Here is a 17,156-nt window from a genome sequence, read left to right as displayed (position 1 = left end):
CGGCCACCCCTCCGCAATGACGCGCACTATAAACACCCCGTTTAGGGATGTAAAGCATCTATCTGTTTATTCGCCTGAAAAACAGCCAGATTGTGATTTTTTGGTGTCAAAATCGCCACTCTGCTCAAACAATTAGCAGATTAGCGCGTAAAGAAGGGTAAAACGCCTTTTCCCTCCTTAATGGCCTGCGTATTCTCGGCACATATTTAACGATCTGCTTATTAGTGTTCTGCTTAAAGGAGCGCAACATGGAAAGAATTGTCACCTCATCGCAGTCATCATTGCTGTCAACGCACAGAGTTCTGCGTAATACCTATTTTCTGCTGGGACTGACCCTGGCCTTCTCGGCCGTCACGGCGACAGCCAGCACCTTGCTGGCATTGCCTGCGCCTGGCTTAATCCTGATGCTGGTCGGCTTCTATGGACTGATGTTTTTAACCTACCGTCTGGCTAACAGCCCGATGGGTATTCTGGCCGCGTTTGCGTTTACCGGCTTCCTGGGTTATTGCCTGGGTCCTATCCTGAGCTCCTTCTTAACCGCAGGCATGGGCGACGTGATCGCGCTGGCGCTGGGCGGTACGGCGCTGGTGTTCTTCTGCTGTTCAGCCTACGTGCTGACCACTCGTCGTGATATGTCCTTCCTGGGCGGCATGATGATGGCAGGCTTTGTGGTGCTGCTGGTTGCGGTGGTCGCCAACATCTTCCTGCAGTTGCCTGCCTTGCATCTGGCTATCAGCGCCCTGTTTATTCTGTTTTCTGCCGGTGCGATTTTGTGGGAAACCAGCAACATCATTCATGGTGGTGAAACCAACTACATCCGCGCGACGGTCAGCCTCTATGTTTCATTGTATAACATCTTCGTCAGCCTGCTGAGCCTGCTGGGTTTTGCCCGCAGCAACTAAACGGCAATGACAGTCAGCCTGTAAAACCCCGCTTCTGCGGGGTTTTTGCTTTTACTGCCTGCCAGGTTTGCTAAACTGCGCCGTCATTTACAGAGAGGACATCACGTGAATTTTAACGGTAACGAAATCGCCGTCGATGCCGAAGGCTATCTGAAGAGTACCGACGACTGGAGTGAAGCGCTGGCGGCACACATTGCCCGACTGGAAGGTCTCACCATGACCGAGGCACACTGGGAAGTGGTCCATTTTGTGCGCGCATTTTATCTGGAATTTAACACCTCACCCGCCGTTCGGATGCTGGTAAAGGCGATGGCGCAGAAGTATGGCGAAGAGAAAGGCAACAGCCGCTACCTGTTCCGCCTGTTCCCTGAAGGGCCGGCTAAACAGGCGACGAAAATCGCCGGTCTGCCTAAACCGGCGAAATGTCTTTAATTAACCGGTTCTAAAATCGCGGGGCGGCTCTGCGGGCTGGTGCGGCTCCACCAGAACTTTATCAACGCGCGCGCTGCGTGGCCCGCCCGCTTTAAGCCAGCCGATTAGCGCATCGACCTGCTCAGCCTCGCCCCAGGCCAGCACCTCGACACTGCCGTCATCCAGATTTCGCGCGTAACCCAGCACGCCCAGCGTCCTGGCTTCGGCCTGAGTACTGTAACGGAACCCGACGCCCTGAACGCGGCCATGAACCCATGCTTTAAAACAGGCTGCTGACATTATTCTCTCCTGCTGCTGTTCGTTGCAATTTCCCGTTATCCACCGGACAATGGCGCCTCATTTTTTCAGGTAAGCATAGCAAACTATGACAGTCAGATTGATTCTCGCAAAGGGACGTGAAAAGTCCCTGCTCCGTCGCCATCCATGGGTCTTTTCAGGTGCCGTTGCGCGTCTGGAAGGAAAAGCGCAACTGGGTGAAACCATTGACGTTTGTGACAGCAACGGTAAATGGCTGGCTCGCGCCGCTTATTCACCTGAGTCGCAGATTCGCGCCCGCGTATGGAGCTGGCAGGCCGATGAATCCATTGATATCGCCTTCTTTGTCCGCCGTTTTGAACAGGCGCAACAGTGGCGAAAATGGCTGGCGGCCCGTGATGGTCTGGACAGTTATCGCCTGATTGCCGGTGAATCTGATAATTTGCCCGGCGTCACCATTGACCGTTTTGGCAACTTTTTAGTGATGCAGCTGCTCTCGGCTGGTGCGGAATATCAGCGTGCGGCGATCATCACTGCTCTGCAACAGTGTTTCCCTGGCTGCGCCATCTATGATCGTTCTGACGTCGCCGTACGTAAGAAAGAGGGTCTGGAGCTGACGCAGGGCACCGTCACAGGTGAACTGCCACCGCCGCTGCTGCCGATTACAGAACATGGCATGAAGCTGCTGGTTGATATCCAGGGCGGCCACAAAACCGGCTATTACCTTGATCAGCGTGACAGCCGTCTCGCCACGCGTCGCTATGCGCAGGATGCCCGCGTCCTTAACTGCTTCTCTTATACCGGCGGATTTGCGGTTTCTGCGCTGATGGGCGGCTGTAAAGAAGTGATCAGCGTGGATACCTCCCAGGAAGCGCTGGACGTTGCCCGTCAGAACGTTGAACTGAATGAACTGGATCTCTCCCGTGCGCGCTTTGAGCGTGATGATGTGTTCAAACTGCTGCGCCGCTATCGTGACAGTGGCGAGAAATTCGATCTGATCATCATGGATCCGCCGAAGTTCGTAGAAAACAAAAGCCAGTTGATGGGTGCCTGTCGCGGCTATAAAGACATTAATATGCTCGCCATCCAGTTGCTGAATCCGGGCGGGGTGTTAATGACCTACTCCTGCTCCGGTCTGATGGCCACCGATCTGTTCCAGAAGATTATCGCCGATGCTGCACTGGATGCGGGCCGCGAAGTGCAGTTTATTGAGCAGTTCCGTCAGGCAGCCGATCATCCGGTGATCGCCAGCTATCCGGAAGGGCTCTACCTGAAAGGTTTCGCCTGCCGTGTGATGTGACTTGAAAAAATGGCTCCTGCCCCCATATTGGTAAGAGAGCTTTTTTTCGGAGGTCACAATGATTGCCAGTAAATTTGGTATTGGTCAGCAGGTTCGTCATCGTCTGTCCGGCGTACTGGGCGTTATCGTCGATGTCGATCCTGAATACTCGTTAGATGAGCCTAAAATTGAAGATGTTGGCGCGGAAGAGAAATTGCGTACCGCGCCCTGGTATCATGTGGTGATGGAAGATGAAGAAGGCGATCAGGTGCATACCTACGTCGCGGAGATTCAGCTGTCCGGTGAGACCAGCATTGAACACCCTGAGCAGCCTTCAATGGATGAACTGGCGGCGTCAGTACGTCAGCAGTTGCAGTCACCTCATCTGCGACATTAATCTGTGGCGGCACGCTTTGCCGCCACGCTAATTTTTAACGCGTTATCCCCAGACGCGGAATTTCAATCTTCGGGCAGCGATCCATAATGACCGTCATGCCCGCATCCTGCGCCAGCACCGCCGCCTGTTCATTAATCACACCCAGCTGCAACCATAATGTTTTTGCCCCTACGGCGATCGCTTCCTGCGCTACGCCCCATGCCGCTTCTGAATTGCGGAAAACATCCACCATATCAATCTCGCCGGGTACATCCGCCAGGGTGGCATACCCCTGCTGCCCCAGCAGCGTTTTACCGGCCAGTTTCGGGCTGACCGGGATCACTTCATAACCCTGATCGAGCAGATACTTCATCACACCGTAACTGGGACGTTCCGGGCGATCGCTTGCCCCGACTAAGGCGATACGTTGGGTACGCGTCAGCACGTCACGAATTCTCTGGTCGTTCATGTTTATCTCCTTTCAGGCCAGTGTTGAGTGTAGATTGGCGCGCTCTTTTGCGGGTAAGTCCTGAGTGCAATTAATTGAACCCGCGCACGAATAAATATGTTTAAATGTAAATTAACTGCCATAATGTAAGAATTTGCTACACATCATCCTTTGTACCATCTGTTACCGGAGTAGAAATGAAGCTGTCGCTGGCTGTAACGGGGTTATTAACTCTCCTCGTTTCGGCGTCCTGTTCTGCCATCACATTGAAGCTCGATCCACAGATCGATCTGCTGGTGCTGGATGGTCGAAAAATTTCAGGCTCGCTCCTCAAAGGAGCAGACAGCTTAGAGCTGGATCGTGGTCAGCATCAGTTTCTGTTTCGGGTAGAGCAGCAGCGCAAGGGTCAGAAAGAGAACGTCATCTTTTATCAGTCGCAGCCGATGATCGTCACGTTTACCGCAGTAGCCAAAACCATCACCATCCGGTTACCGGCGCTGGAGACAAAACGGGAGCGATATCATTTTGACCGCAGCCTGAACTTTCAGCTGGTGGATGAAAAAGGTAATGAGATTATCAGCGTGCGTGACCACCTGCCGGCCACCACAGGCGCTGATATGGAAAAAGCGATGCTGAATTATAACCGTACCCGCCAGGTTGCCTCTGTGCCCCGGTTTGCAAATTCCGCTTCTGTACCCCCCTCTTCTGTCCGGCTTACCGCCGATCTGGACTGGACCACCCAGGCCGAGCTGCCTTCGCTGCATCGCTGGTTTCACCGCTTCGATGAAGCCACGCGCCAGCAATTTCTGACACTGGTCAAAATGCTACGTATGAGTTGATAGAGTCGAAAGGCCAGAGGTAAACTCGTGCTCTCTCTTCTTGCGCATGAGCCTTATCAGGACGCCTTTATGGAACAGACTGTTCGTACCCTTGGCACCATAAAACATATCGCGCTGGTCGCCCATGACCACTGCAAAGCCGCCCTGCTTGACTGGGTAAAACAAAACCAGCCCGCGCTGGAATCGCACATCCTCTATGCAACCGGAACTACCGGGAATCTGATTAATCGCGATACCGGCCTGAATGTAACAGCCATGCTGAGCGGCCCGATGGGCGGCGATCAGCAGGTGGGTGCGCTGATTTCGGAAGGAAAAATTGATGCACTGATTTTTTTCTGGGATCCGCTTAACGCCGTGCCGCACGATCCGGATGTTAAAGCGCTACTGCGTCTGGCGACCGTCTGGAATATCCCGGTCGCCACAAACCGCTCTACAGCGGACTTTATTATTCAGTCGCCCCTGTTTGCGCAAAGCGTGGAGATTATGATCCCGGACTATCAGCGCTATCTGGCCGATCGCCTGAAGTAAATCAGGCTTTACGCAGCACCGGCACGCCCAGTTCGCGGAAATGATCGACAAACGGTGACGGCGCTGCCTTATCGAACATCAGAAAGACCTGCTGGCGCGCGCGCGTCAGCGCCACATAGGCCAGACGGCGCTCTTCCGCATCCGGGAATGCTTCCGGCTGCGGTAACAGGCCCTGTTCAATAATCGACTCACGGACTTCCGCCGGGAAGCCCTCTCTCCCCTGCTGCAATCCCAGCAGAATGACGTAATCCGCCTGCTGACCTTTGCTGGCATGGATCGTCATAAATTCCAGATTAAGCTTCGGCCAGCGGGTTCTGGCTTTATCCAGTAAGTCTGGTCGCAGATAGTGATAACGCGCCAGCAGCAAAATGCGCTCATCAGGTTTCGCGTAACCGCTGAGTTTGTTCAGCAAGGGTTCCAGCTGATCCTCCGCCAGCAGCGAAATCGACTTCTTATTACCTTTGGTGACGCTGTTGAGCGGTTTTGCCAGCTGCTGCGGATTCTGCTGGATAAAGCGATTAGCAATATCGCCAATGCGGTCGTTAAAGCGGTAGGTTGTGTCCAGCACGCAACGGTCGCCCTCACCAAAATAGTGATGGAATGCGGTAGTCAGCGTCATCTCTGCACCGCTGAAGCGATAGATAGCCTGCCAGTCATCGCCAACGGCAAACAGCGCGGTGCGCTTATTTTGCTGGCGAAGTGCGCTGAGTAACGCGGCACGCTGAGGCGAGATATCCTGGAACTCATCCACCAGAATATGTTTCCACGGACTGATAAACCGCCCTTTTTCCAGAATGGCAATCGCCTGGTGGATCAGACCGGAAAAATCGACTGCGCCCTCCTCTTTTAACGCGCTCTTCCACGCTTTCAGTAACGGTGCCATCAGTTTGATGCGTTTACTGAAGAGATCCCGCACCTCTTCCGGCACATCTGCGATCATGGCCGCCTGCGCACCGCCATGCATGCGCATCAGACCGAGCCAGCGCTCCAGTCGTGACGCCAGCCGGTTTGCCAGCCTGTCGTCCTCCCAAAATGGCCCTTCCGGTAACTCCCACTCCAGTTCGTCACGCAGCCACTGACGCCAGCCGTTTGCCATCGCCTTCTTCTCATGGCACTGATGCCGCCACTCCTTTATCAGTAATGTGCGACGCGCATCGGCATCGCTCTCAAGCTTGCTGATAAGCGGCTGCTTGTTACTGCCTTCGCGGATAATATGCAGCGCCAGAGAATGGAAGGTTCGCGCCTGAATATCACCGGCGGAGAGGCGTGACTGGATACGATCGTTCATCTCTTCGGCGGCCTGGCGGCCAAATGCCAGTAGCAGGATTTGATCAGCGCTGGCCAGCTTGCGCTGCATCAACCAGCCTGCCCGGGCCACCAGCACTGAGGTTTTACCGCTGCCCGCTCCGGCCAGCACCAGCAGAGAATCCTCGCCATTCACCACCGCCTCACACTGAGACTGATTGAGCGGCGTGCTCTCTACGCTGGCAAAAAACGCCTGATAGCGGGTCAGCATGGCGGCAGTCCAGTCGCGGTTTCGCTGCCGCAAGGCCACCTCGCCCTGATCCAGCCAGCGCTGGCAAAACGCCCAGTTTTCGCGGCAGTCAGGAAAATCCTTCAGGCGGATAAGCGGCATCGGCAACGCATCGAACTGTTTGAGAATTTTTGTCTTCAGCGCCTGCAACTCATGGCGGTTGAGCCAGCGATCCTGCGCGCCAAACGTCTCGATTTCATCACGTAGCGACTGGAGTACCTCGCGGCACACCGTGCTCATCTCCAGACTCCAGTTCTGCCAGGCCTGTATCAGATAGTGGTGAAAGCGCTGCGTCTCCTGCCATTCCGTTCCGTGCAGCCGAACCACTTTTTCATCGGCCAGCAAAAATTCCAGTTCGCCCCATACCAGCCCGCGCTTGCAGGCAATATCCAGTAACTGGTTAAAGGGGATCAGATACTCGTGCTTATCGCCACTGACTTCGACGCCCGCCGCCATCAGGCGAACACGATTGTAAGGATGCTGGGCAAGCCGTTTGCCCATCGAGGTTGCTTTCAGTTCCACGCCGACACCAACGTCAGATAACAGGATTAAGGGGAGTTTACCTGTCAGACCCTTAGCGCTCCAGCCTTAAAACAGGCTAAACTTGGCGTCACATCTTGCGGAATGCAAAAGGAAAAGAAGATCATGCGCACCGTTTTAAATATTCTTAATTTTGTCCTGGGTGGGTTTTTTACCACCCTGAGCTGGCTGTTTGCCACGTTAATCAGCGTCGTGCTGGTTTTTACCCTGCCGCTGACCCGCTCCTGCTGGGAAATCACTAAACTCTCGCTGCTGCCGTTTGGCAACGAGGCGGTGCATGTTGATGTGCTTCGTCCTGAAAGTAAGAGCCATATTCTGAATACAGGCGGAACCTTTCTGAACATCTTCTGGCTGATTTTCTTCGGCTGGTGGCTCTGCCTTTCGCATATCTCCGTGGGCATTGTGCAGTGCATCAGCATCATCGGTATTCCGGTAGGGATTGCGAACTTTAAGATCGCCGCTATTGCGCTCTGGCCGGTTGGACGTCGGGTAGTGTCAGTAGAAGAGGCGCGTGCTGCGCGCGAAGCTAATGCCCGCCGCTATTAATATGATGTCGGATGCAGTGCCAGGCTGGCGAAAATATTTGTTCAACAGTACGTGGCGTTATTTGCTACGGATCCTGTTTGCGCTGAGTGGCTGCGCTGCCATTCCCTGGTGGCTGCATCAGATTGAGTGGACGATTCCCTTAACGCTGGGGGTGGTCGCGGCTGCGCTGGCCGATCTTGATGATCGCCTGGCCGGTCGTCTGAAGAATCTGCTGATTACCCTGCTCTGCTTCTGCATCGCCTCGGTTTCAGTGGAGTTACTGTTTCCTTATCCGTTCGCCTTTTTTGTCGGGCTGGCGATCTCGACCTGGGGCTTTATTCTGCTGGGTGCTCTTGGCCAGCGCTACGCCACCATCGCCTTTGGTGCGCTGCTGATTGCGGTCTACACCATGCTCGGCATCGGCCTCTTCAGCCAGTGGTATATGCAGCCGATGCTGCTGCTGTTTGGCGCGTTATGGTACAACCTGCTGACGCTGCTGGGCCATCTGATGTTCCCGGTCCGGCCGGTTCAGGAACAGCTGGCCGGCAGTTTTTCACAACTGGCGCGTTACCTCGATGCCAAAGCTAATCTCTTCGACCCGGATTCGGGCGAACAGGATGATGCCGCGTTTATCGATGCGGCGATGGTTAACAGCCAGTTGGTGGCGCAGCTCAACCTGACCAAGACTACACTGCAGAGTCGACTGCGTGGGGATCGCGGATCGCGCGGCACCCGCCGCAGTCTGCACTACTACTTTGTGGCGCAGGATATTCACGAACGGGCCAGCTCTTCCCATCTGCAATATCATTTGCTGCGCGGCGACTGGCGCTATAACGAAATTCTGTTTCGCTTTCAGCGCCTGCTGAATATGCAGGCGCAGGCCTGTCGTCAGCTGGCGCACTGCATTCTGATGCGTGAAAGATGGGTTCATGACAGCCGCTTTGAGCGTGCGTTTGAACGATTACAAAAAGCGATAGAACGTCTTGAGCAGCATGAGCCTGAGGCGACCCACACCCGTGCACTGTTCTGGCTGCTGCGTAACCTGCGCGCCATTGACGCTCAGCTCGCCTCTATTGAATCCGAACAGACGCTGGCCGGTGAAGATCCTCAGCACAGTGATAATGTGCTGTCACGCGAAGGATTAAGTGGCTGGAGTGATATCCGGTTGCGCTTCAGCCGTCATCTCTCTCCCTCTTCGGCGCTGTTCCGGCATGCGGTTCGCATGTCAGTGGTGCTCTGTATTGGCTATGGTTTTATTCAGATCACCGGACTGCAGCGGGGGTACTGGATTCTGCTGACCAGCCTGTTTGTCTGCCAGCCAAACTACAACGCCACGCAGCGACGACTGGCCTTGCGCATCGGCGGAACGCTGGCAGGGATTGCGATTGGCCTGCCGGTTTTATGGCTGGTGCCCTCCATTGAAGGTCAGTTAATCCTGATTGTGATTGCTGGCGTGCTGTTCTTCGCTTTCAGGCAGGTGCAGTATGCGCAGGCCACGCTGTTTATCACTCTGCTGGTGCTGCTCTGCTTTAACCTGTTAGGTGAAGGCTTTGAGGTCGCCCTGCCACGGGTAGTGGATACCCTACTCGGCTGTGGTCTGGCGTGGCTGGCTGTCGCGTTTATCTGGCCTGACTGGCGCTTTCGTCAGTTACCGGCGGTCGCAGAACGAACCCTGAAAGCGAACTGCCGCTATCTGGATGCGATCATGGAGCAGTATCATCAGGGCAAGGATAACCGTCTCGCCTATCGCATTGCCCGCCGGGATGCGCATAATGCAGATGCTGAGCTGGCGTCGGTGGTTTCAAATATGAGTAGTGAAAGTCGTACCAGCCAGCAGCTACGTGAGTCGGCTTTTCAACTGCTTTGCTCTAACCACTCATTCCTGAGCTACATTTCTGCGCTGGGTGCCCACCGCGATAAAATTACCGCGCCGGAACTACTGGCCTTGCTGGATGATACGGTTTGCTACGTTGAGGATGTGCTCCAGACGGACGTGGTCAGCGATGAACATGTTGAGACAATGCGCCAGCAGCTGGCCCAGCGCATCAGCCAACTCGCCGCAGATGCGGATACACGTGCGCCGCTGGTGCTCCAGCAACTCGGTCTGCTGGTGGCCTTAATGCCCGATGTGGCTCGCCTGCGCCGCACGCTCATTACTGATTAGCCTTCGCCGCCTCTAAGATTGGGGTTAGACAAAAGCGTGCGCTGGAACCACGCATTCAGCTCGGCCCGGGTGGCAAGCGGTAGCGCGGCGGCATGATGGCCCGTGATCGCCCCCTGCAGCGCCAGTAAGGTCTGAAACCCAACGTGCTGGTTGATCGCTTTCAGCTTCAGCCAGCACTGTTTGGCCCCCATCTGATAGAGATGATTGACGGTCATGACGCCCGCCTCGTACAGCATCATCTCCATACGTACGCTGAGATTCGGCAGATCTTTCAGTCGTGGAGAGGATTGTCTGTCCTGTAACTCCAGCTGCGCCGTTTCTAAAGAGGCCGCTGAGAGCGCCAGCAGATGGTCAGGATCGCGCCATAACGCTTCATCAACCCGAAAATAATTGAGGCTCACCATCCTGCCTCTCTTACGAAAAATCAGGGGTTGCAGCGGACGATCAGTAATGTATTCCCGCAAAGGTTCACTGGCACGCAGATAGAGTTCGTCTTTATTTATTAAGGCAAAAACCACACTTTCAACAGCCAGCGCGTATCCTCCAAACTGGGTACGGGACTCTATGGTTCCCAACGGGGCCAGGTGCGCTCTGGAGCGCTCTACGACCGGATTCACCTTTTGCATTGCACCACCTCCATGTAAGAAATATCTCTTAAATTACCTTGGGTATCAGGTAATTAGAAGATAAAAAAAAGCGTCAGCGGGTTCAATGAATAAATAGTGCTTCAACTAATCTTGTCGCGTTTTTGCGAGGCGTTTTCAGAAATTTGGGTTGATCTTTATCCAGGATGACAGTACTGTATATTCATACAGTCCACTGCTGGTGATTAACTTATGCGAACACAACCTCCTGATAATGCACGCTATGCTCATCATTATGCGTCCACTTCCGTTCCGGCCTCTCAGGGTGGTGGAATTACTGAGTTACGTTACAGCGAGCAGCCCGGTATGATGCAGATGATGCTGTTGCCGTTATTGCAGCAGCTCAGTCAGCAGTCTCGCTGGCAGTTGTGGTTAACACCGGCGCATAAACTGAATCGCACCTGGCTGCAGGAATCGGGATTACCACTGGATAAAAGTATGCATATCGCCGATTCTGAACGTCTGAATGCCGTCGAAGCGATGGTTAAGGCGTTGCGTACAGGAAATTACAGTGTCGTTCTGGCATGGATTCCGTACGATTTGGATGAAGATGAGCGACGTCAACTCGAAAATGCGGCCGCTGAGGGTGAAGCGCTGGGTTTGATTTTACGGGCAAGCGGAACATCGGAAGCGCCTCTGAGACCACAAAGTTCCATAAAAATTCAGTCGGATTTGTTTCATTAAGTAAAAATCAGAAGTTTCCCAAGCTATTTTTCTTATCTGTCGCCGCTAAACCACTGATTCTGTTAGTTCGAGCTGTGACAATGGTTTAGCGGGTTTTTGGGCCTTTTTACCGCGACAATACGGCCACTCTAATTGTTAGAAATTATGTATAAATCGCTGTTTCTTTACAGAAGCGCCTCACATCATACTTGTAAGTTTCCAATCTCGTTGTAGACTTTAGCTCGCCAGGGTGCTCAATAACCTCCGTTTTTTGCGGTAGAGTCATAAGCGAGCGTTTTGACCCGGCGAAGGATTTAAACCAAGAGCAACCTTTTTGCTCATTGCCTATTTGGATGATAACGAGGCGCAAAATGAAAAAGACAGCTATCGCAATTGCAGTGGCACTGGCTGGCTTCGCTACCGTAGCGCAGGCCGCTCCGAAAGATAACACCTGGTACACCGGTGCTAAACTGGGCTGGTCTCAGTATCACGACACTGGTTACTACGGTAACGGTTACGAGAACAATGACGGTCCAACTCATGAAAGCCAGCTGGGCGCAGGTGCGTTCGTTGGTTATCAGGCAAACCCATACCTGGGCTTCGAGATGGGCTATGACTGGCTGGGCCGCATGCCTAATAAAGGCAATGTGACTAACGGCGCATTCAAAGCACAGGGCGTACAGCTGGCTGCTAAACTGAGCTACCCAATCAATGACGACCTGGACGTGTATACTCGTCTGGGCGGCATGGTATGGCGTGCAGATGCAACGCAGACTAACCCAACTACTGGCCGCATCAGCGACCACGACACCGGCGTTTCTCCGCTGGCTGCTGTTGGTGTTGAATATGCGCTGACCAAAAACTGGGCTACCCGTCTGGATTACCAGTGGGTTAACAACATCGGTGATGCACAGACCGTTGGTACTCGTCCAGACAACGGCATGCTGAGCGTAGGCGTTTCATACCGCTTCGGTCAGGATGATGTCGCTGCACCAGCTCCGGCTCCTGCTCCAGCACCAGCTCCAGTTGTTGAAACCAAGCGTTTCACCCTGAAGTCTGACGTTCTGTTCACCTTTAACAAATCTACCCTGAAGCCAGAAGGCCAGCAGGCTCTGGATCAGCTGTACAGCCAGCTGAGCTCAATGGATCCTAAAGATGGTTCCGTTGTCGTACTGGGCTTCACCGATCGCATCGGTTCAGAGCAGTACAACCAGAAACTGTCTGAGAAACGCGCTCAGTCAGTCGTAGATTACCTGGTATCTAAAGGTATTCCTTCTAACAAGATCTCTGCACGTGGCATGGGTAAATCTAACCCAGTTACCGGCAACACCTGTGACAGCGTGAAAGGCCGTAATGCCCTGATCGACTGCCTGTCTCCGGACCGTCGCGTAGAAATCGATGTTAAAGGCATCAAAGACGTTGTAACTCAGCCACAGGCTTAAGTTAAACGTAATAAAAAACCCCGCTAAGGCGGGGTTTTTTTATGCCGGTAATAAAACCGGACTTGAACATTCAGACTATTTTTGTTTTGCCCTGCCCGGTTATTCGCTCTCTGAACCCGACTTACCCAGGATGGCCTGCAAATCCTGCTTCAGACTCGACATCTGAGTAGCATATTTCTCTTTGCGTTCTGCATCTTCTATCAGCTGAACAATCGTTTCAGAGAGCGTGCACCCGCGCCGCTGTGCGAGACCTGCCAGTCGCTGCCAGACCAGATACTCCAGGTCGATCGATTTTTTACGGGTGTGCTGATGTTCAGCGTTGAAATGGCGTTTACGCCGGGCACGGATGGTCTGCTTCAGTCGGTTATCCAGATCAGAATGAATATGCTCTGCGATCCATTCATTTACCGTCACCGGATTATTTTCCATCGCCAGCAGCTCATCGACTGCCGCCTGCGCCGCGCTTAATTCAAGGTGACGCGTGATCAGTTCACCTTCCCGATGTTTTTTCACCAGGTATTTCCACTTCCATCCACATTCAAGATTTTCGAGTTGCTGGTATTTCATCGGAATCTCATCGTGATCACGTAACGAGCTAAGAATAACAGCTTTTTTCCCGGATGCAGCAACGAAAAACATGCTGTCATCGTCACATCTTCAACAGGAAGTCTGCAGTGCTTAACAAGGGTGAATCCTGTATAATCTCGCTTTTCTTAATACAGACAAATGCGATTATTTTGACCAGCACCCAACTTACGTGGCAGACCTTACAGCCGGATAGCGCGCAATACCAATCCGTTTTCTCCCGAATTGCTGATGAAGAAACTGATGCTCTGGCAACGGTACAGCCCCGGTTGCTGAATGCACTGGCGCATTTACACCACCAGACACAAGGTTTCCCGTTACTTCTGGTTCGCAGCCAGGAGAATCGCGACTATCTGACATTCATTGCCCAGGCCGCTCAGCGGGTCATGGCAGACAGTACCACTCTGTTCGGCGGTGATTACCATATCATGGCTGACAACGTCACGCTTCAGCCTCCCTCCGATCCTCAACGTCCGTTCACCAGTCAGGGTGGTATTCACTTTGCTGAATGGACTGAGATGGAGCAGTTATTTGGTTGCGTGCGCCAGTATAAAGATCGCATCCAGCTTGAGCCGGGCCTGATCCATCGCGCCAACGGCGGCACGCTGGTGCTGTCTCTTCGTAGCCTGATGACACAGCCGATTCTTTGGCTGCGCTTGAAAAAGTGTATTGAGCAAGGCTATGTTGAGTGGACATCTCAGGATGAACGCCGGCCGCTGCCTATCTCGATTCCTCCGTTGCCACTCAGCCTTAACCTGGTCCTGTGTGGCGACCGGGAAGCGCTGGCAGATTTTCAGGAGCTCGACCCTGAAGCTCACGAAATGGCCATCTATACGGAATTTGAAGAGAACATCCAGATTCTGGATGAAGATGACATGCTCGCCTGGTGTCGCTGGAACACTGAACTGGCGCAACAGGCTGGTTTGCCTCTGCCGGAAGAGGACTTCTGGCCAGAACTGATCAAAGAAGGTGTTCGGTATAGCGGCGATCAGGATACCCTGCCACTCTGCCCTCGCTGGCTACAACGCCAGATGCGCGAGTCAGCTCTGATGGGCGATGAACTCAATGCTGAAGCGCTGCGTGATGCGCTGGAAGCCCGACTGTGGCGCGAGAATTATCTCAATGAGCGGATGCGTGACGAGATCCTGCTGCGACAGATTCTGATTGAAACCGAAGGTGAAGTGGTCGGTCAGATTAATGGTCTGTCAGTGGTGGAATATCCTGGCCATCCCCGCGCCTGGGGCGATCCTTCGCGCATCAGCTGCGTGGTCCATCCCGGCGATGGTGAGTTCATGGATATTGAGCGCAAAGCGGAGCTGGGCGGTAACATCCATGCCAAGGGCATGATGATTATGCAGGCTTACCTGACTGCCGAGCTGGAACTTGACCAGCAACTGCCCTTCTCGGCCTCGATGGTGTTTGAGCAATCTTATTCCGAGGTGGATGGTGACAGCGCCTCGCTGGCTGAACTCTGTGCCTTAATCAGTGCACTGGCTAATCAGCCGATCAATCAGCAGATTGCCGTGACCGGCTCAGTCGATCAGTTTGGTAATGTACAACCGGTGGGCGGGCTGAATGAGAAGATCGAAGGCTTCTTTGATATCTGCCATCAGCGCGAACTGACGGGCCAGCAGGGTGTGATTATTCCCGCCTGCAATGTTCGTCATCTCAGTCTGAACCAGGCGGTTGTCAGTGCGGTTGAGCAGGGGCGCTTCCATATCTGGGCCATTGATCTGGCTGAGGAAGCGCTGCCGCTGTTGACCGGAAAAATCTGGAGTACCGAGGATGGTCTGGGCGATTGCCTGCTTAATACCATTCAGGAACGCATTAGCCTGTTCAACCAGCCGGACGGTCCGCAACGTCCCTGGGCGCTGCGCTGGCTTAACTGGTTCAACCACCGTTAATCCGATTTGCTCAGCGTACAACTGTTCGCTAATATTCGTGATTCACTAAAACAAGGCTTATTGAAAACATGGTAGATAAACGCGAATCCTATACCAAAGAAGATCTGATTCTGTCGGGTCGTGGTGAACTGTTTGGCGAAAATGGTCCGCCGCTTCCATCTGGCAACATGCTGATGATGGACCGCGTGGTCAAAATGACCGAAGACGGCGGAAAATATGACAAAGGCTTTGTTGAAGCGGAGCTGGATATCAATCCCGATCTCTGGTTCTTCGGTTGCCACTTTATTGGCGATCCAGTGATGCCGGGCTGCCTGGGCCTGGATGCCATGTGGCAGCTCGTCGGTTTCTATCTGGGCTGGCTGGGCGGCGAAGGTAAAGGCCGTGCGCTGGGCGTGGGTGAAGTGAAATTCACCGGTCAGGTCCTGCCAGAAGCGAAGAAAGTCACTTACCGCATTCACTTCAAACGCGTGATCAACCGTAAACTGGTTATGGGCGTGGCAGATGGTGAAGTATTGGTTGACGGTAATCTGATCTATACCGCCAGCGATCTGAAAGTCGGCCTGTTTAAAGATACCGCCGCTTTCTAAGCGTTTCCCCCCAGAAACAAAAACCTCCGCGCATGGCGGAGGTTATATTCCCTTTTCAGTGACATCCGGTTATGCAGCTACCGACCTGTCCTCCATGGCTTGTCGCCAACCTCCCAACCAGTGAGACTTAGCGTCAATCAACTGATACGGACACATCTCTTTTGAGCGTCCAGTAATGCCTGCCTGATAACCACGTGAATGGGCGCGTTCGAGGCGGTCTCGTTTCTGTCTCTTCATACTCCGTGTCCCTCATGTAAGGTCTGTGGAATCTGGTGGAAAGAAATGTGGTGAATAAATGTTCAACCACCCTTATGTTCTACCTCCTGCGTACCCAAAGATCAATGCCCAATCTTCATGCCAGTGTCATAAATGTGACCTTAATCGGTAAGATTAACGACGTTTTGTGAAGCATTTAACAACACTATCTTTCTGATTAAGCTAAAAAAAAGCCCCTGAACGATATCGAAAAAAGACGATAATCGGTCAGGGGCTTAGCTTATTTATTCACATCAATCTTAATTTAACGCAACCACACTATTGGCAATCATCTGCGCTGTCTGTTGCCAGCCCGCCGCCAGCGTCCGGACCATCGCATCGTAGCCATCTTCGGTCTGCGGCAGGACCAGATTAAACGCCTGTTTAGTCAGACGGCCCTGATGTTCAAGCGTCCATTCGCCACTGACGATCGCTTTGCCATCGTAGCGACCCTGAAAACCTGTGACGGTCACATTCAGCGTGTCGTGCTGCGCCCCTAAAGGTGCACCTGCCACCAGCCGTCCGGGCAGCGCCTTGCTCAGATTAGTGATCAGCGTCTGCTGCAGTTGCTGGTCCAGCGGGCTGGCCCAGAGATTATTCGTGGCGATGACATATTTCACATCACTGGTCTGATAAACCAGCCCATTACCTGCCAGATAGTCCGGCACCGTCACCTGCTGCACCCACAACATAGGCTGCGTTTCATTCAGCTGGCTGCTGGTGACCTGCATGGACGCCGCCCCGGAGGGCAGCTGATACCAGGTATTGTCAACGCTGCTACTGCACGCACTCAACATCAGCGCGGCACAAAGTATCAATCCTTTTTTCACTGTTTCGCCCTCTTCGGCTGGGGATCCTGTCCCGGTTTCGCCTCAAATACCAGCGCGTTGCTCTTATTGTTCAGCGTTCTCAGCACCGGCTGAAGCTCACGCAGGACCTGATCCAGTCGCTGCATATCTCCCACCACTTTGGTGTAGGCTGGCGAACCTGGCTGCAAGCCTTTCATGCTGCGGTTTAGCTCGCGCAATGTCTGCTGCAGATCTTCCGGCAGGGTTTTCATAGCCGGACTGCCGGTGACTTTGTTGATGTTATCGATGGTGCGCTGCAGATCACGCATCGTTTTCTGGCTCTCTTTCAGCGTTCCTGTCGCTTCATTGACCATACCGTTCAGTGGCAGGCTGTTGATCTTATCCAGTGCCGCCATCAGCTTCTGCTGAATCTGGCTCAGGCCACCGCTGACCGTTGGGATCACTT

General features: G+C 53.5%; 19 protein-coding genes and 1 pseudogene. 12 read left to right on the top strand and 8 right to left on the bottom strand.

Annotated features, from left to right (window positions below):
- Positions 1-248: 248 nt before the first annotated feature.
- Together yccA and AC2LB6_RS12980 are read left to right on the top strand one after the other, a co-directional pair.
- Positions 249-902, top strand: coding sequence for an FtsH protease modulator YccA (gene yccA, locus AC2LB6_RS12985; protein ID WP_003850014.1), 654 nt, complete (start codon positions 249-251; stop codon positions 900-902).
- A gap of 105 nt (positions 903-1,007) precedes the next feature.
- Complete coding sequence (locus tag AC2LB6_RS12980) at positions 1,008-1,334, top strand: TusE/DsrC/DsvC family sulfur relay protein (RefSeq protein WP_490093834.1); 327 nt, start codon at positions 1,008-1,010, stop codon at positions 1,332-1,334.
- On the opposite strand, the gene yccX is transcribed toward AC2LB6_RS12980, so the two are convergent.
- A complete protein-coding gene (gene yccX, locus AC2LB6_RS12975; protein WP_490093833.1) occupies positions 1,335-1,613 on the bottom strand; it encodes an acylphosphatase in 279 nt (92 codons plus the stop codon). It abuts the gene before it with no gap.
- A gap of 85 nt (positions 1,614-1,698) precedes the next feature.
- On the opposite strand from yccX, the gene rlmI reads away from it, so the two are divergent.
- Positions 1,699-2,889 (top strand): 23S rRNA (cytosine(1962)-C(5))-methyltransferase RlmI, encoded by a 1,191-nt coding sequence (rlmI, locus tag AC2LB6_RS12970; RefSeq protein WP_283545771.1) that lies wholly within the window; start codon positions 1,699-1,701, stop codon positions 2,887-2,889.
- A 58-nt stretch (positions 2,890-2,947) separates the two neighbouring features.
- On the top strand, positions 2,948-3,265 hold the full coding sequence (hspQ, locus tag AC2LB6_RS12965) for a heat shock protein HspQ (RefSeq protein WP_490093832.1): 318 nt from the start codon (positions 2,948-2,950) through the stop codon (positions 3,263-3,265).
- Positions 3,266-3,299: 34 nt separating this feature from the next.
- Here the strand turns inward: hspQ and AC2LB6_RS12960 are convergent, their stop codons facing one another.
- Positions 3,300-3,713, bottom strand: coding sequence for a CoA-binding protein (locus tag AC2LB6_RS12960; RefSeq protein WP_490093831.1), 414 nt, complete (start codon positions 3,711-3,713; stop codon positions 3,300-3,302).
- Positions 3,714-3,889: 176 nt separating this feature from the next.
- Between AC2LB6_RS12960 and AC2LB6_RS12955 the strand changes: the two genes are divergently transcribed.
- Both AC2LB6_RS12955 and mgsA read left to right on the top strand, forming a co-directional pair.
- Entirely contained in the window at positions 3,890-4,531 is a 642-nt protein-coding gene (locus AC2LB6_RS12955) for a YccT family protein (RefSeq protein ID WP_490093830.1), read from the top strand.
- A gap of 69 nt (positions 4,532-4,600) precedes the next feature.
- Positions 4,601-5,059, top strand: coding sequence for a methylglyoxal synthase (mgsA, locus tag AC2LB6_RS12950; protein WP_090962438.1), 459 nt, complete (start codon positions 4,601-4,603; stop codon positions 5,057-5,059).
- Between the two features lies 1 nt (position 5,060).
- On the opposite strand, the gene helD is transcribed toward mgsA, so the two are convergent.
- Complete coding sequence (gene helD / locus AC2LB6_RS12945) at positions 5,061-7,115, bottom strand: DNA helicase IV (protein ID WP_490093829.1); 2,055 nt, start codon at positions 7,113-7,115, stop codon at positions 5,061-5,063.
- A gap of 123 nt (positions 7,116-7,238) precedes the next feature.
- Between helD and AC2LB6_RS12940 the strand changes: the two genes are divergently transcribed.
- Both AC2LB6_RS12940 and yccS read left to right on the top strand, forming a co-directional pair.
- Entirely contained in the window at positions 7,239-7,679 is a 441-nt protein-coding gene (locus AC2LB6_RS12940; RefSeq protein WP_283545775.1) for a YccF domain-containing protein, read from the top strand.
- Positions 7,663-9,822: a YccS family putative transporter gene (yccS, locus tag AC2LB6_RS12935; protein WP_490093828.1), complete on the top strand. Its 2,160-nt coding sequence runs from the start codon at positions 7,663-7,665 to the stop codon at positions 9,820-9,822. Before AC2LB6_RS12940 ends, yccS begins: the two co-directional genes overlap by 17 nt.
- On the opposite strand, the gene AC2LB6_RS12930 is transcribed toward yccS, so the two are convergent.
- Entirely contained in the window at positions 9,819-10,448 is a 630-nt protein-coding gene (locus AC2LB6_RS12930; RefSeq protein ID WP_490093827.1) for a TfoX/Sxy family DNA transformation protein, read from the bottom strand. The genes yccS and AC2LB6_RS12930 overlap by 4 nt on opposite strands.
- A gap of 210 nt (positions 10,449-10,658) precedes the next feature.
- Between AC2LB6_RS12930 and sulA the strand changes: the two genes are divergently transcribed.
- Together sulA and ompA are read left to right on the top strand one after the other, a co-directional pair.
- Positions 10,659-11,150, top strand: coding sequence for an SOS-induced cell division inhibitor SulA (sulA, locus tag AC2LB6_RS12925; protein ID WP_490093826.1), 492 nt, complete (start codon positions 10,659-10,661; stop codon positions 11,148-11,150).
- A 350-nt stretch (positions 11,151-11,500) separates the two neighbouring features.
- Positions 11,501-12,571, top strand: coding sequence for a porin OmpA (ompA, locus tag AC2LB6_RS12920; RefSeq protein ID WP_090962456.1), 1,071 nt, complete (start codon positions 11,501-11,503; stop codon positions 12,569-12,571).
- Between the two features lie 99 nt (positions 12,572-12,670).
- On the opposite strand, the gene matP is transcribed toward ompA, so the two are convergent.
- Positions 12,671-13,138, bottom strand: a complete 468-nt coding sequence (gene matP / locus AC2LB6_RS12915; RefSeq protein ID WP_139229467.1) for a macrodomain Ter protein MatP — start codon at positions 13,136-13,138, stop codon at positions 12,671-12,673.
- A 53-nt stretch (positions 13,139-13,191) separates the two neighbouring features.
- Here matP and AC2LB6_RS12910 point away from each other — a divergent pair, with 53 nt between their 5' ends.
- Entirely contained in the window at positions 13,192-15,060 is a 1,869-nt protein-coding gene (locus tag AC2LB6_RS12910; RefSeq protein WP_490093825.1) for an AAA family ATPase, read from the top strand.
- Between the two features lie 68 nt (positions 15,061-15,128).
- Positions 15,129-15,647 (top strand): bifunctional 3-hydroxydecanoyl-ACP dehydratase/trans-2-decenoyl-ACP isomerase, encoded by a 519-nt coding sequence (fabA, locus tag AC2LB6_RS12905; protein WP_008925876.1) that lies wholly within the window; start codon positions 15,129-15,131, stop codon positions 15,645-15,647.
- Between the two features lie 69 nt (positions 15,648-15,716).
- Here fabA and rmf read toward each other — a convergent pair whose 3' ends face one another.
- The 3 genes and pseudogenes from rmf to AC2LB6_RS12890 form a co-directional block, all read right to left on the bottom strand.
- On the bottom strand, positions 15,717-15,884 hold the full coding sequence (rmf, locus tag AC2LB6_RS12900) for a ribosome modulation factor (protein WP_008925875.1): 168 nt from the start codon (positions 15,882-15,884) through the stop codon (positions 15,717-15,719).
- A 278-nt stretch (positions 15,885-16,162) separates the two neighbouring features.
- Positions 16,163-16,732: a membrane integrity-associated transporter subunit PqiC gene (gene pqiC, locus AC2LB6_RS12895; protein WP_490093824.1), complete on the bottom strand. Its 570-nt coding sequence runs from the start codon at positions 16,730-16,732 to the stop codon at positions 16,163-16,165.
- A pseudogene (locus AC2LB6_RS12890) lies at positions 16,729-17,156 on the bottom strand (intermembrane transport protein PqiB); the annotation flags it as partial. The gene pqiC and the pseudogene AC2LB6_RS12890, both read right to left, overlap by 4 nt.

The organism is Pantoea sp. RCC30.1 (assembly GCF_058148845.1).
This window is presented reverse-complemented; position numbering and strand designations above follow the sequence as displayed.